General features: G+C 28.5%; 15 protein-coding genes and 3 pseudogenes. 13 read left to right on the top strand and 5 right to left on the bottom strand.

Annotated elements, in window-relative coordinates:
- Position 1: 1 nt before the first annotated feature.
- From prmC to I5Q57_RS05365, 6 genes and pseudogenes are all read left to right on the top strand, one after another.
- Positions 2–844, top strand: a complete 843-nt coding sequence (gene prmC, locus I5Q57_RS05390) for a peptide chain release factor N(5)-glutamine methyltransferase (protein ID WP_215825572.1) — start codon at positions 2–4, stop codon at positions 842–844.
- A gap of 64 nt (positions 845–908) precedes the next feature.
- Positions 909–2,465 carry a hypothetical protein gene (locus tag I5Q57_RS05385; RefSeq protein WP_215825571.1) on the top strand — a complete coding sequence of 519 codons (1,557 nt, stop codon included), beginning with the start codon at positions 909–911 and terminating at the stop codon, positions 2,463–2,465.
- 74 nt (positions 2,466–2,539) lie between these two features.
- Positions 2,540–3,650: pseudogene (locus I5Q57_RS05380) on the top strand (IS3 family transposase).
- Positions 3,651–3,861: 211 nt separating this feature from the next.
- A complete protein-coding gene (locus I5Q57_RS05375; protein WP_215825570.1) occupies positions 3,862–4,257 on the top strand; it encodes a hypothetical protein in 396 nt (131 codons plus the stop codon).
- A 7-nt stretch (positions 4,258–4,264) separates the two neighbouring features.
- Entirely contained in the window at positions 4,265–5,395 is a 1,131-nt protein-coding gene (locus I5Q57_RS05370; RefSeq protein WP_215825569.1) for a hypothetical protein, read from the top strand.
- Positions 5,396–5,407: 12 nt separating this feature from the next.
- Complete coding sequence (locus I5Q57_RS05365) at positions 5,408–5,935, top strand: L-threonylcarbamoyladenylate synthase (protein WP_215825568.1); 528 nt, start codon at positions 5,408–5,410, stop codon at positions 5,933–5,935.
- Positions 5,936–6,121: 186 nt separating this feature from the next.
- Here the strand turns inward: I5Q57_RS05365 and I5Q57_RS05360 are convergent, their stop codons facing one another.
- Positions 6,122–6,760 carry a transposase gene (locus tag I5Q57_RS05360; RefSeq protein ID WP_215825567.1) on the bottom strand — a complete coding sequence of 213 codons (639 nt, stop codon included), beginning with the start codon at positions 6,758–6,760 and terminating at the stop codon, positions 6,122–6,124.
- 3 nt (positions 6,761–6,763) lie between these two features.
- Positions 6,764–6,880, bottom strand: a pseudogene (locus I5Q57_RS10090) (hypothetical protein); the annotation flags it as partial.
- Positions 6,881–7,096: 216 nt separating this feature from the next.
- Between I5Q57_RS10090 and I5Q57_RS05355 the strand changes: the two are divergent.
- From I5Q57_RS05355 to tuf, 6 genes are all read left to right on the top strand, one after another.
- Positions 7,097–7,552, top strand: coding sequence for a hypothetical protein (locus tag I5Q57_RS05355; RefSeq protein WP_215825566.1), 456 nt, complete (start codon positions 7,097–7,099; stop codon positions 7,550–7,552).
- A 46-nt stretch (positions 7,553–7,598) separates the two neighbouring features.
- Positions 7,599–8,753, top strand: a complete 1,155-nt coding sequence (locus I5Q57_RS05350) for a hypothetical protein (RefSeq protein ID WP_215825565.1) — start codon at positions 7,599–7,601, stop codon at positions 8,751–8,753.
- Positions 8,754–8,922: 169 nt separating this feature from the next.
- On the top strand, positions 8,923–9,336 hold the full coding sequence (rpsL, locus tag I5Q57_RS05345; RefSeq protein ID WP_215825564.1) for a 30S ribosomal protein S12: 414 nt from the start codon (positions 8,923–8,925) through the stop codon (positions 9,334–9,336).
- A gap of 23 nt (positions 9,337–9,359) precedes the next feature.
- Positions 9,360–9,827, top strand: coding sequence for a 30S ribosomal protein S7 (gene rpsG / locus I5Q57_RS05340; RefSeq protein ID WP_215825563.1), 468 nt, complete (start codon positions 9,360–9,362; stop codon positions 9,825–9,827).
- 21 nt (positions 9,828–9,848) lie between these two features.
- Positions 9,849–11,927: an elongation factor G gene (gene fusA / locus I5Q57_RS05335; protein WP_215825562.1), complete on the top strand. Its 2,079-nt coding sequence runs from the start codon at positions 9,849–9,851 to the stop codon at positions 11,925–11,927.
- Positions 11,928–12,026: 99 nt separating this feature from the next.
- A complete protein-coding gene (tuf, locus tag I5Q57_RS05330; protein ID WP_215825561.1) occupies positions 12,027–13,214 on the top strand; it encodes an elongation factor Tu in 1,188 nt (395 codons plus the stop codon).
- A 116-nt stretch (positions 13,215–13,330) separates the two neighbouring features.
- Here tuf and I5Q57_RS09695 read toward each other — a convergent pair whose 3' ends face one another.
- The 3 genes from I5Q57_RS09695 to I5Q57_RS09690 all read right to left on the bottom strand — a co-directional run bounded on the left by I5Q57_RS09695 (position 13,331) and on the right by I5Q57_RS09690 (position 14,482).
- Entirely contained in the window at positions 13,331–13,639 is a 309-nt protein-coding gene (locus I5Q57_RS09695) for a M17 family metallopeptidase (RefSeq protein WP_256444876.1), read from the bottom strand.
- Positions 13,602–14,237: a M17 family metallopeptidase gene (locus tag I5Q57_RS05325; protein ID WP_369806575.1), complete on the bottom strand. Its 636-nt coding sequence runs from the start codon at positions 14,235–14,237 to the stop codon at positions 13,602–13,604. Before I5Q57_RS05325 ends, I5Q57_RS09695 begins: the two co-directional genes overlap by 38 nt.
- Positions 14,238–14,350: 113 nt before the next feature.
- Entirely contained in the window at positions 14,351–14,482 is a 132-nt protein-coding gene (locus I5Q57_RS09690) for a hypothetical protein (RefSeq protein ID WP_256444874.1), read from the bottom strand.
- A 167-nt stretch (positions 14,483–14,649) separates the two neighbouring features.
- Here I5Q57_RS09690 and I5Q57_RS05320 point away from each other — a divergent pair.
- Positions 14,650–15,761, top strand: a pseudogene (locus I5Q57_RS05320) (IS3 family transposase).
- Positions 15,762–15,772: the final 11 nt, after the last annotated feature.

The following is a 15,772-nucleotide window of genomic DNA, read 5'->3' as shown; positions in this document are numbered from 1 at the left end:
TATGACCTATCATAAGTTATTACAAAAGGGTGAAAAATTATATGTTGATTATCGTAGTCACCATTGTAAATGATTATTAGCTCATTTAGCAGACTATTCATTGCAAGAATTATATGCCAATTTAGATATTGAAAGTAAAGTTAGTGAAGAAGACTTTTATGCTTTAATTAATATTAATTTACAGGGAAAACCGTTGGCATATATTTTAGGTTATCAAACTTTTTTGGGGCGTGATTTTATTGTTAACCCCAATGTTTTTATTCCGCGTACTGAAACGCAAGAATTAGTAGAAAATCTTTTGTATTATGTTGATGACTATTTTCAAGATGTAAAGCAAATTAAAGTACTTGATGTTGCCACGGGTAGTGGTGCGATTGCTATTAGTTTAGCGTTAGAAGAAGCAAAAGTTTTTGTTGTTGCTAGTGATATTAGTAGTGAAGCTTTAAAAGTTGCAAAAGCTAATGCGCTAAATCTTAATTGTCAAAATATTAAATTTGTTAATAGTAATTTGTTAGCGTCCTTTGTTAATAATGATGATAAGTTTGATATTTTAGTATGTAATCCCCCTTATATTGGAATTGATGAACAGATTGAAAATATGGTTAAAGACTATGAACCGCATTTAGCATTATTTGCTACTGATAATGGTTTATTTTTCTATAAATTAATTTTTAAACAAGTAAAAACAATAATGAATAATAAATATTTATTAGCCTTTGAATTTGGTTATTCACAAAAAGCGGCTTTAGAATTATTAGTAAAGGAATATTTTGCAACTAGTGAATATGAATTTATTAAAGATATTAGTGGTCGATGGAGAATGCTTTTTATTTACAATAAATAATAAATAATAAATAATTTTATAGTAAAATAATGACATTAAAAAATAAAGAATTGGGTGAAATGAAATGAAGGGTAAAACAACAAAACCATTGTTAATATCACTTTTTTTAATTCTTTTGTTAGCGCCGGGAATTGCTTTTCTTATTGTCTTGGTTAATGATTCATTAGTTACAACTTTTACTAATGATCTTAATGTTTTTACAAGAGAAGAATATTACTTACAATATTTTCAAAAGACCTATAATTTTTCTTTGGAAAATACTAAAATCCTTTTGCAATATTTATCTGATTTTTATGATTTTAAAATAATTTCCAGTATGAATGAGCAACTTGCCTATACAATTACGGGAACTTCATTAGTATTTTTAGGAATTTTTATTATTTTAGGGGGAGCATTTTTTTTAAATAAAAAGTGAAAAACAACAAGGGCATTAGTAATTGTTTTATTAATTTTTTGAATTATAACAATTGTTGGTTTTGGATTATTAGCTGTGGGGCAATATAAATATCAATGAACTAATGAAGCAACTTTAAATTCGCTAGTAAAAGTTAAGGATGCTAAAGATATTATCATTATTCCCAATCCTTATCATTTTGCGAGTGAAGAATTTCATGAATTTTTAGTGGCATTATCTGGTAAAAAAATTCATTCTGAAGCTATTGAGTGATTTAAAAATTTTCTTTTTAAAGAATTTTATCAAAAGTTAATTAATTTAAAAGGAAATACTAATGATTGAATTAGTGAAGTTGGTATTTGATGAGTTTTTCTTATTCAAGCAACATTAGTTTCTTTAATTGTTGCTTTTGATTATACTAGTTATGCTAGTCATTTAGTGAAACCGGCTTTTGTTTTTAATAAACGGGAAAAAATTTTATTATTTGGTCAAAATTGATTTCGAAAAACTTGGGTTTCTTTTAAACAACCAACAATTTGAAATGTTTTGCGAATTTCAATTTTTTTAATTTCAATATTTATTTTAATTGAAGTTATTTTAATTATTGCTAATTTTCTGAATAAAGATTTAGTAAATCTTTATGATTTGTTATCAAAATTTCCTTATGGTCATAATAATCCTGGAAATATTCTTGAAATTCCTGAACAATCACAAGAAATTATTCGTGAGACTTTTTTGATTGAAATTTTAGCACCAATTTATTATTATCCTAATTTACCAACTGTTTTTGTTGTGCAATTTGTGCCAATTTTAGGTTTAACATTTTTAATAATTATTTGAAGTGTATCTTTTGTTCTTATTAAGAGAATATCTTATTTATCTCGTGGTTCAATAATCTTATTTTATACTTTTTTTCTGCCAATTCTTTTTGCTGGTTTATTTCTTTTTACATATTCACAAACTAATACTAATAATTTAATTGCTGTTGCTAATGATATACTTTATAAACTTAAAGAAAAATATCCTGATTTTCATATATCATATTATAAATCATCCTTATTTGGGGGTGCTATTTCTAATATTGGCGAGTGAATTGTGTTTAGTGTTGAAATTATTGTTCTTACTGTCTTTTCAATTATTATTTCAATTTTGTTATGGAAAATTTATCAACAAGATAATTTAAAAATAAAAATGACAATTCCTAATTTTATTTTAGAAAATGGATAGGTTACAATAAGCTGGACCATATTTATGTGGACTTTCAAATAAAATAAAATTATTAAGAAAGTAGGAAGATAAAAATGGGGAAAAACTCATATTCAAATGAATTTAAAAAACAAATTGTCATGCTTTATCAAAACGGAAAAAGCATTGTTGAAATTATTAAAGAATACGAAATTTCAAAATCAGCCGTATATCAGTGAATTGAAAATTTTAATAATTTTGGGTCATTTAAAGTGCAAGATAATCGCACTGTCGAAGAAAATGAATTAATTTACTCGCGAAAAGAAAACCAACAATTACGAATGGAAAATGACATTTTAAAGCAAGCAGCACTGATAATTGGCAAAAAATAGGAATTATATTAACAATAATAAAGAAAAATATTCCGTGCTAAAAATGTTTCAAATATTAAAAATAGCAAAATCAACATATTATTATCAAACTAATAATTGTGTTAAGTATGATGTTAATAATTATGAATAAGAAGTTATCAGTGCATTTAATAAAAGTCGTAAAATTTATGGTGCTCGTAAAATTAAAGCTGTTTTAATGAGAAAAGATATTATCTTATCGTGTCGAAAAATCAGATTCCTTATGATCAAAAATAATTTGGGTTCTAAATACACCAAATTAAAATATCGTAATCATAAAACAATGGTTAATAATGACCAAATTAGTAATGTTTTAAATCGTCAATTTAATAACAAAAAACCTAATGAAGTTGTTGTTAGTGATTTAACATATGTGCAAGTTGGAGGAAAATGACATTATATTTGTTTATTAATTGACTTGTTTAATCGAGAAATAATTGGCTATAGTGTCGGACCAAACAAAACCGCTGAACTAGTTCAACAAGCTTTTCATAAAATAACACGACCATTAAATAAAATAACTTTATTTCATACTGATCGTGGTAATGAGTTCAAAAATAAAATCATTGATGAAATTTTAATAACCTTTAATATTAAAAGATCATTGAGTGCGAAGGGTTGTCCTTATGACAACGCTGTGGCTGAAACAACTTACAAAACTTTTAAAACGGGATTTATCAAGGGTAAAAAATTTGAAAATTTAACACGATTAAAATGCGAATTATTTGATTTTGTTAATTGATACAATAATCTTAAAATACATGGCAGTTTAAATTATTTAACGCCTGTTGAATTTAGAAAATGACAGTCTACATAAAAAGTGTCCAAAAAAGGGTTGCCATAACAAAAGAAAAAAAGATTTAAAAAAGTAAAAAAAATATCCAAAAAATAAAGAGGAAAATAAAATGTTTTTTGCATATAATCGTTCAATGTTAATTTGATTTTTGACTAATATATTATTATTTTTTAGTCACTTTTTAGTCATTTGAACACTTTATTATTTTACATATAATTATAAAGCTGCTCCATTGGAGTTTTCAGCGTTAATTTGAGCTATTGGTATTAGCATTGTTGCCATTCTTTATTTGAGTGAAGTATTATTTATTATGATTAAGTTTTATCCGCTGTGGAACCGACCATTTTTAACTGTTAGTGATTATTATCAATGATATCTTTTAAATCGTTTTCTTACTTATACTACTTTTATTTTGTTAATGATAACGACTTTTTTTAGTTTAATAAAATTGCCGATTAGTGTGAGAAATGCTGTTTATCAGAATGCGGATTATTTAATTTATTTAATATTTATTCCAATCTTAATATTTAATGCAATTGTTGTGTGATATAATTACAAATATAAAAAAATTATTAGAACGCGAAAAAAAGCATCTAATAAAGTAGAATTAGTTTATAGTGTGAGGTAGAGACAATATGATTAGAAAAGAAAAATGGCTTTATTTAATTGCTAATGTAGTATTAATATGAAACCTTGTATATTTTATTATTGCTAATTACCTAAGTAGTGAGGTTGTTCTTTGAAGTGATGTTTTTAAAGATTCTTTACTATTGTCTTCAACAAAAATTCTTTTGTTACCATTATTATCGCTACTTATTAGTTTAATAAGTATTGCTGTTGCTTTATTTTTAAATTTTAAAAATTATAAAACTAAGCAAAGTAAATATCTTATTGCTTGAATTTTTTTATTATCATTATCAATGGCAATATCTTTAATGTTATCTTTTTATTCGCAAATATCATTAGCAGTGTATATGGATAGTGGTGACAGTGGTTTAAGTATTTCGTGGTTAAATGGTCGTTCAATTTGAATTATCGGCGGAGTAATAATCGTTGCTAAAATTGTTGCTATTGTTGAGTTTGCAATGAATTATAATTCATTATTAAAATATAACTCGCTATTAGAAAATAGTTTTAAGGATGACGGAACAGCGTTTAGTTTAAATTCTAATTTACAAAATATGAAATATAGTAATAAAGAACCAAAAACAGAATATATCCCTAATATTAATAACTTTTATGCTAAAGAAAATTTATTACAGGATAATAATATTAAACCATTAATAAAAGAAAATGAAGAATTTAATAGTTTGGGAATTGTAAATCCGTTACCAACTATTACACCACCAACAATGGGATTTACACAGCAAATTAAAAATGAATATGAAAAGGATTTTGTTTTGGTTCAGGAATTGCATCGTATTAATATGGCACAAAGTAATGCTCGTGTTGCGAAGTTAATTAATATTTTTTATAATCGTTATGACCGCGGTTTGGATCTTGATGTTGATCGGGTAATGCTCTTAATCTATCGGGTAGCATTAGAACACGAACCGCTTTTTGGATATTTAAAAGATGCTATTTTATATAAACTAGATAGCAAATTTATTTCTGATTTAGCTCGTAAATGATTTAATTCTTATACTAATAAGGTAAATAATTTTTATAGTACTAGTCGTTCTGCTTTTAAGAAAAGTCTTAATGAAGGAATAACTATTATGGGTAATGATATTGAAAAGTATTTGCAAGAATCGGTACCGAGATAGTTTTATTAGTTTATGCAAATATTATCATTAGAACAAAAAAATCTTATTATTCATAATTTATTAAACGAGCAAGTTGGTATTGTTCCTACCGATACAGTATATGGTTTAGTGGGAATTTATTCTTCGCAATTTGTCGCTAAAAGAATCTCGCATTTAAAATTAAGAGATAAAAATAAACCATTGGCAGTTATTGTTATTGATATTGCAATGGCAAAAGATATTGGGGTTATTACTTCGCAAATTGAAAAGTTATATGAATCGTATCCTCGGGGGAAAATAACAATTATTGTTAAACAAAAAGTGAATGTCACAGAAACGATAGCAATTAGGATTACCAATTATCACTGGTTACAAGATATTGTTTATCAAACAGGACCACTATTTGCCACTAGTGCTAATATTCATAATGAAAATCCAATTATAACTGTTAATGAGAATAAACTTGAAGTTGATTTTATTGTTGATGGGGGTATTATTGACCAAAAGGCTTCAACAATTATTGATGCTACAGGTAGTGAGATTGTTATTATTCGTTCATAAGTTATATTAGGCGTTATTGTATTAATATTTTTTATATATTAATTTAATTAATAATATATAAAAACTCTTTATTTTATTGAAGTTATTTTTTAATTTTGTCGAAAACTCTTGATAAAATAAAAAAAATCATCAACTTGATAATTTTAAAAGGCTTTTATGTAAAATTACTATTTTTACTTTAATTTTTTATACATTAAAATATAATACCACTGTTTGTTGGTTTGGAGTTAAACCCTTATGTTGGTATTTTCATTTTCAGAGATTTAAATAATTTTGAATATTAGTAAAACCTAAACCATGATAATGAATTAAGGCTTCTTTAAGACTAAATTGTAATTTACTGATTTTATTTAAGTTACGATAACTAGCTTCGGGATTAATTGTTGTTTTAGTTACACATAAAGTAGAATTTGTTTGTTTTGCTACTAAAAAATATAATTTTTGCATATCAGAAGTAATAATTGAATTTTGGTTAATTAATTCTTTGTTCATATTTTCAATAACTCATTTTTTTTGTAAACGTTTGGTGTTTGTGGATTTAACATAAATATTGTTATTATTATCAACTGCCATTTGAATACAGCATTTAGTATTAGTTGCGAATGGGTCAAGGTGAATTCTTCGTGGATCAGTTTTATGTTTGAAATTTCCTTTATGAATTTCTTTAATAAATATTTCATCGATTTGGATTTTACCAGATAATTTTTTAAATTTTAATTGGGTATTTTCTAATTGTTTTGATTTCATTAATTTTTGACGATTATATCAAGCAGTTTTTAATGTAGTTTTAATAAAACGAGAAATTGTTTTACTAGATTGCCCCAACAATTAAATTTGAATCAATAAATTTCATTGTTCATAATTTAAATGACTTCAATAAATAAAATGATTACGGGGAGCGTCAAAACTTGCACGGCAATTTTTACATAAATATTTTTGTTTTCCTTCTGAATTATGTCCATTTTTAACACAATGGTAAGATTAACATTTAGGGCAATACCTAGAATTAAGTATATTCAATAAATATCAAGAGTTTTCTACAAAATTAAAACAAAATTAAAATAATTTTTTTATAAAATGGTGTATAATTTAATAAAATAAAAGGAAAATAATGGTTTATTTCTTGAATTTAAGTAAGTGGATATTAAGGGGCGAAAAGCAATGACGTTAATGATTATGGGAGCAATAATGATATTTTTATCTACTCTTTTAGGGATATTTTTATTAGTGTTATCAATGCCAATTATTTTTAATTTTATTACTAATGAAATTTGGTTAGAAAAATTATTTTTAAGATTTGGTAAAGAAAATTTTTCTTTTGCATTAATTAAATTAAAAAATAATTTAATGAGTAATCTTGTAATTTATGTATTTTTTGGAATTTTAATTACCATATTTTTTGTTTTAGTAACAATAGTAATATCACAAATTCGTCATCGTAAAAATCATAAAGTGGCAATTAGACTATTTTATACAAATTTTGCTTTAACGGGAATTATTTTTACTATTTTGGTTTTAATGATTATTTTTACGGGAATATGATGATTTTCATTTATTTTAGCAATTTTAGCAATGGGGTTATTTTTTTTTACAAAATTCCTTCTTATCATTAATTAAAAATTCTATTAATCATAAAGAATACCAAATTGGTAATATTATTACTGTGGGTGATGGAAAAATTAGTAATGAAAATTATTTAGATATTAATAATGAAATTGTAAATATTAGAAAAAATAATATTCAAGCACAACAATCATTGTCTTTAGTAAAAGAACAGTTACATTCAGAGTTTTTAAATGATAAAGACTATGAAACTAATGAAATTGATAACAATAAGTTGGTGGTAAACTCAAAAGCATCATTACCAGATATTTTAAATCCAATGTTGTTAAAAGAGAATAAAGATGATGGCGAGGTTTGTAAAATAATTGCAGAACCGATTTATGAAGAAATAGCAACAGACGAGATAGTGTTTAATTCACAGATTACCGCGGAGCAAGTAGTTGTTAGCAATAAGCAACAACAGTTAGATTCAAAAAATAATGTGATATCATCAGATGAACAAAAGGAAGCTGATGATAAGGAGCAAGTTAATATTAATAAAGAAAATCTACAAGTTAAGCAACCGCAGTGTTCATATGTTGCTCCAAGCGAATTGGAGTATGACGATGTTAAACATCCATTGATGAGTAATAGTTCAGAAACTGGTAATGGGGAATATGGTTCTGGGAAGCAATTATTTACTAATGAGTATTATCAAGGACAGCAATATTCACAAGTTCAGGAACAAATAGTGGCGTTAGGTGAACAAAAGGAAGCTGATGATACAAACATTGAGCCTAATAAAATTTATTATCATTCACCGATGACAGGAAAAACTGTTGAAATTGATCCACAAAAGACAAGAAAATTTTTATTTGCTAATCTTCCAGAAAAACCAGATGAGTTAGAAAGTCCGGTGTATGAATATAATCCGATTGAAGAACAAGATAAGAAACCAAAACAGGGCAAAAAGAAGAATCACGAAAGTCGTTCTTATGGAATTTTTGACCAAACAATGCAGCGCCAAGCTAATCCAGTAGGAATACAAGAAGCGGTTTCCTATCCACAAGGATATGTGCAAGCACGATATCAAACAAAATCTAATTATTATAAACAAACAGAATTAAATATTAATTTACCAAACCAAGAAACATATAATAAATCTGTTATTAATCAACAATTTGATACAGCAGTAATTGCAGAACATTATCATTCGCAATATCCAAATTATATATTTACTAATGGTAGTTGTCCTATTTGTTATCAAGGTGGTTAGTTATTCTAAAATCTAGAACTTAATTATATATAAGTTCTAGATTTTATTTTGGGGATATGTTGCATTTTTATAATAAATTAGTTATTATTATAAAGGACTTTATTTAGATACGCACGGTATCGTGTGTATAAAATAATAACACGATGAAAGAATGAAAGGAGTATTAATTATGCCAACAATTAATCAATTGATTCACAAGCCAAGAAAAGGAAAGACTCGTAAATCAAAGTCAGCGTTATTAGGAGTAGGCTATAACTCATTAAGAAAAAAGCAAACTACTGGTTCTTCTCCCCAAAAAAAAGCAGTATGTAAACTTGTGAAAACAGAAACGCCAAAGAAACCTAACTCAGCTTTAAGAAAGATTACTCGTATGCTACTAAGTAATGGTTTAGAAGTGACTGCATATATTCCTGGTGAAGGACATAACTTGCAGGAGCATTCAGTGGTACTTATTCAAGGCGGAAGAACGAAGGATTTACCAGGAGTGCGCTATCGAGTTATTCGTGGTGTTTTAGATGCGGCTGGTGTTGAAGGGCGAAGACAAAGTCGTTCAATTTATGGAACAAAGAAACCTAAAAAGTAATAGTTTAAGAAAGGAGTTATTATATGCGTAAAAGAAGAGCAGAAAAACGAGATGTTTTACCAGATCCAATATATAATTCAAAGTTGGTTACGAGAGCAATTAATAAAATTATGGTTGATGGTAAAAGAGGAATTGCCCAAACAATTCTTTATCAAGCTTTTGATATTATTAAAGAAAAAACAAATGATGATCCATTGGATATTTTTAATAAAGCATTAAATAATGTTTCACCACAATTGGAGTTGAAAGTAAGAAGAATTGGTGGTGCTAATTATCAAGTACCTATTGAGGTATATGAAGTGCGAAAAATGACATTGAGTCTTAGATGATTAATTAATTATTCACATAGTCGTAATGGAAAATGTATGCAAGAAAAGTTAGCAGCAGAAATTATTGATGCATCAAATGGTATAGGTGGCGCTGCTAAGAAAAAAGAGGAAACCGAAAAACAGGCAGAAGCAAACAAAGCCTTTGCTAATTACCGTTGATAATTTAAGAGGAGTAGATAGAGGATGCCAAGAGAATATAGTTTAGAAAAAATTCGCAATATGGGTGTTATAGCCCATATTGATGCTGGCAAGACTACGGTTACTGAGAGAATTTTGGTACATACTAAAAAAATTCGTAAAGCTAGAGAAACCCATGATGGTGGTTCACAAATGGATTGAATGGCTCAAGAACAAGAACGCGGCATTACGATTACTTCAGCAGCGACAACAGCGGTTTGAAGAGAATTCAGACTTAATCTTATTGATACGCCTGGGCATGTTGATTTTACTGTTGAAGTAGAGCGGTCATTACGAGTATTAGATGGTGCAGTTGTGGTTTTAGATGCCCAGTCAGGTGTGGAACCACAAACAGAAACAGTTTGAAGGCAAGCAAATACTTACAAGGTACCAAGAATTGTGTTTATTAATAAAATGGATAAAATTGGTGCTGACTTCTTATATTCTATTAATACAATTTATGACCGTTTACAAGGTAATGCTCATCCAATTCAATTGCCAATTGGTAGTGAAGATAATTTTGATGGTATTATTGATTTGATTGAAATGAAAGCATATTATTATAATCAAAATGATGTTCATGAAACAGTAGAGGAGATTCCGATCTCTAATGAATTACAAGAATTAGTTAAAGAAAAGCGCAGTAGTTTAATTGAAACACTTGCTAAACTTGATGATGAGTTAGCGATGCAATATTTAGAAGGCGAAGCGATTGATATTGAACAAATTAAACGAGCGATTCGTAATGCTACTTTAACAGCTGAATTCTTTCCTGTTGTTTGTGGATCAGCGTTTAAAAATAAAGGGGTTAAGTTGTTATTAGATGCGGTTGTTGATTATTTACCATCGCCATTAGATATTCCAGCCATTAAAGGGGTGTTTCGTAATGGCGAAGAAGCAGAAAGAAAAGCATCTGATGATGAACCTTTTGCTGCCTTAGCATTTAAAATTATGACTGACCCTTATGTCGGAAAGTTAACTTTCTTTCGTGTTTATTCAGGGGTATTAAACTCAGGTTCTTATATCTTGAATGCCACTAAAGATAAACAACAACGCATTGGAAGATTATTAAAAATGCATGCTAATAACCGTGAAGAAATTCAAGAAGTATATGCTGGTGATATTGCAGCGGCCGTTGGTTTGAAAGATACAACAACTGGTGATACTTTATGTGATGAGAAGCGTGCGATTGTTTTAGAATCAATGATTTTTCCAGAACCAGTTATTTCTTTAGCATTAGAACCAAAAACTAAAGCTGATCAAGATAAAATGAGTTTAGCGCTATCAAAACTTGCTGAAGAGGATCCAACATTTAAAACATGAACTGATAATGAAACTGGACAAACAATTGTTGCGGGAATGGGTGAATTACATCTTGATATTATTGTTGATCGCATGAAACGGGAATTTAAAGTTGAAGTAAATGTTGGAAATCCACAAGTATCATATCGTGAAACTATTAAAGTCTCATCTGATTGTGAAGGTAAATATATTAAACAATCAGGTGGTCGTGGACAATATGGGCATGTATGAATTAAATTTGAACCTAATCCAGATAAAGGATTTGAATTTATTGATAAGATTATTGGTGGTAGAGTTCCCCGCGAATATATTAGTTCTGTTAAAGCGGGACTAGAAGCTAGTTTATCTGGTGGTGTTTTAGCGGGATATCCATTAATTGATATTAAAGCAACATTATTTGATGGGTCATATCATGATGTTGATTCATCAGAGATGGCATTTAAGATTGCGGCTTCAATGGCTTTAAAAAAAATTAAGCAGCATTCGCAACCAGTATTGTTAGAACCAATTATGACTGTTGAAGTTGTAGCACCCGAAGCATATTATGGTGATGTGATCGGAAATCTTTCTTCAAGAAGAGGCCAGATTGAAGGCAGTGAGCAAAGAGGTAATATTCAAGTTATTAAAGCTAAAGTACCGTTAGCAGAAATGTTTGGGTACGCAACTGATTTGAGGTCCTTTACACAAGGAAGAGCAAGTTATACAATGCAGTTTTATCACTATCAAGAAACACCAAAATCGGTTAGTGAAAAAATTGTTGCTCAAAATTCAAAACAAGGATAATAATTTTGTTGTTAGCAACTTTAATTTTAAGATAAATTTAAGATAAAATATAAATATCTTTTTTAAAAAGTAGTAATAAAAATGAAAGGAAGAAATGAAATGGCAAAAGAAGCATTTTCGAGAAGTAAACCGCATGTTAATATTGGAACAATTGGTCATGTTGATCATGGTAAAACCACTTTAACAGCAGCGATTACTGCGGTATTAGCAAAGAAAGGTGGAGCAAAAGCAAGAAAATATGATGAAATTGATGCTGCACCAGAAGAAAAAGCAAGAGGGATTACAATTAATATTGCCCATGTTGATTATGAAACTGGAGCAAGACATTATGGACATATTGATGCTCCAGGGCATGCTGATTATGTAAAAAATATGATTACGGGTGCAAAACAGATGGATGGAGCAATTTTAGTTGTCGCTGCAACTGATGGCGCAATGCCCCAAACTAATGAGCATGTTTTATTGGCTAAAAATGTGGGAATTAAAAAATTAGTTGTTTATTTAAATAAAGTTGATTTACTTGATGATCCTGATATGTTAATCTTAGCAGAAGAAGATATTAGAGAATTATTAACTAAACATGGTTTTGATGGTGGCAATACACCAATTATTGAAGGTTCAGCATTAAAAGCATTAAATGGTGATCCCGAACAAGAAGCAAAAATTCTTGAATTAATGAAAGCTGTTGATGAATATATTCCAACGCCAGAGCGAGATTTAGATAAGCCATTTATGATGTCAGTCGGAAGTGTTGTGAGTGTTCCAGGTCGTGGAACAGTTGCTACTGGTCTTGTTGATCGGGGAATATTAAAACCTGGTGAAGCGGTAGAAATTGTCGGGTTTGGTGATAAGGTAATTAAAAGTATTGCTACAAGTATTGAAACTGGTCACAAAACGCTAGATGAAGCTAGAGCTGGTGATAATGTTGGAATCTTATTACGAGGTGTTGAAAAAGATGCCGTACGAAGAGGACAAGTTTTATGTAAACCAAGAACAGTTACGCCTCATAATAAATTTCAAGCAGAAATTTACTTATTGACAAAAGCTGAAGGTGGTCGTCATACGGCAACTAAAAGTAATTATCAACCACAATTTTATTTACATTCTTCAGATGTAACAGGAACAGTTACCTTACCTGCTGGTGTTGACTTTGTAATGCCTGGTGATAATACTGAAATAACTGTTGAGTTAAATACTAAAGTTGCTTTAGAAGAAGGAACACAATTTGCTATTCGTGAAGGCGGTAAAACCGTGGCTTCAGGAATAATTAATAAGATTTTAGAATAAAAATTTTAAAAAACAAACAAAATAAAGAAACTAAAAAGTTATCTATTTTAAATAGATAACTTTTTAGTTTTACAAATTATTACTATTTAACTCTAGTTAAAAGTTCAACTAGTGTTTTAACCATACATAACCCCGCTACCGCGAGAATCGCTATCAGCTGTTCCTGCAATATCTAAGTGAATGAAAGGTTTTTCTTCAACAAATTCTTGTAAGAAAGCAGCCACTTGTGAAGAACCCATATCCCGAATTTTTCCAATATTTGCTAAGTCAGATATTTGTGAGCATTGCATTTCTTCAATATTTTCTTTGTATATCGGCATTCTTCAAATGCGTTCTTTGCTTAAATTACTTGCTTGTTCAAATTGGTGGCAAAAATCATTGTTATTACTAAATACACCTGTAGCGCACTTTCCTAAAGAAACCACGAATTACTCCGGTTAAAGTAGCAACATCAATAATTTTAGTAGCGTTGTTATTTCTAATGGCATAAGTAATTCCGTCAGCTAAAACTAAGCATCCTTCAGCATCAGTATTTAAAATTTCAACGGTTTTACCGTTCATTGCGGTTGCCACAGCTTCAACTAAGGGCAGCGCGTGACCTCCAATGCGATTTTCAGTTAAACAGGCAACCGCAACAACATTAATTGCGCGTTCAATTTTAGCAATGGCTAACAATGTTGAACAAACAATCGCTGCTCCCGACATATCAAATTTCATATTAATCATTGAAGCTGCTGGTTTTAATGAATAACCACCAGAATCAAAGGTAATTCCTTTGCCGACTAAACCAATTTTTTCTTTGCTATTAGGATTTCCTATGTATTCAATTATCACAACTCGGGGGTCGTTGTGACTACCATTAGCAACAGCTGGCAGAAGACCCATTTTATTTTCAATAATTGCTTTTTTATCTAAAATAGTAATTTTAACATTATCAATGCCTTCAAAAACTTTTTGAATATCTTGAGCAAAGATTTCTGGGTACATTAAGTTTGGCGGTGTATCTTGTAAGTTTCTTGTTAAATTAACACTATCTAGTTTAATTTGAGCAATATTAAAAATTTTGGTGTTATCACTAATATTAGTAATTAGATGACAGTTTGCTTTTTCTTGCTTTTTTTCTTGTTTATAAGATGTTACTTGATGTTGGGCATATAAAAGGCTTCACTAATGGCTTGTAATGCCAATTGTTCATTAAAATGATCAGTTGTAAAACTAGAAACATCAATATTTAATTCCCGAGTGTTGGTACTGCTAAATTTTTTCATTCATTGCTGTAATTTACAAAATGTCATTTTTTTTTCTTTAAAGTAAACGAAAAGGATTTTTTCTGAGTTGATTAAGGTTGTATTTCTGGATAGGTTTCAATAAGTTGGGCCATATTTATGTGGATTTTCAAATAAAATAAAATTATTAAGAAAGTAGGAAGATAAAAATGGGGAAAAACTCATATTCAAATGAATTTAAAAAACAAATTGTCATGCTTTATCAAAACGGAAAAAGCATTGTTGAAATTATTAAAGAATACGGAATTTTAAAATCAGCCATATACTCAGTGAATTGAAAATTTTAATAATTTTGGGTCATTTAAAGTGCAAGATAATCGCGCTGTCGAAGAAAATGAATTAATTTTTACTTGCGAAAAGAAAACCAACAATTACGAATTGAAAATGACATTTTAAAGCAAGCAGCACTGATAATTGGCAAAAAATAGGAATTATTAACAATAATAAAGAAAAATATTCCGTGCTAAAAATGTGTCAAATATTAAAAATAGCAAAATCAACATATTATTATCAAACTAATAATTGTGTTAAGTATGATGTTAATAATTATGAAGAAGAAGTTATCGGTGCATTTAATAAAAATCGTAAAATTTATGGTGCTCGTAAAATTAAAGCTGTTTTAATGAGAAAAGATATTATCTTATCACGTCGAAAAATCAGATTCCTTATGATCAAAAATAATTTGGTTTCTAAATACACCAAATTAAAATATCGTAATCATAAAACAATGGTTAATAATGACCAAATTAGTAATGTTTTAAATCGTCAATTTAATAACAAAAAACCTAATGAAGTTGTTATTAGTGATTTAACATATGTGTAAGTTGGAGGAAAATGACATTATATTTGTTTATTAATTGAATTGTTTAATCGAGAAATAATTGGCTATAGTTCCGGACCAAACAAAACCGCCGAACTAGTTAAACAAGCTTTTAATAAAAAAACACGACCATTAAATAAAATAACTTTATTTCATACTGATCGTGGTAATGAGTTCAAAAATAAAATCATTGATGAAATTTTAATAACCTTTAATATTAAAAGATCATTGAATGCGAAGGGTTGTCCTTATGACAATGCTGTGGCTGAAACAACTTACAAAACTTTTAAAACGGAATTTATCAAGGGTAAAGAATTTGAAAATTTAACACAATTAAAATGCGAATTATTTGATTTTGTTAATTGATACAATAATCTTAGAATACATGGCAGTTTAAATTATTTAACGCCTGTTGAGTTTAGAAAATGACAGTCTACATAAAAAGTGTCCAA

The organism is Spiroplasma endosymbiont of 'Nebria riversi', from assembly GCF_018831625.1.
In the GTDB taxonomy this organism is placed as follows: Bacteria; Bacillota_I; Bacilli_A; order Mycoplasmatales; family Nriv7; genus Nriv7.
The sequence above is the reverse complement of the archived record's forward strand: the minus strand, read 5'-3'. Positions and strand labels throughout refer to the sequence as shown.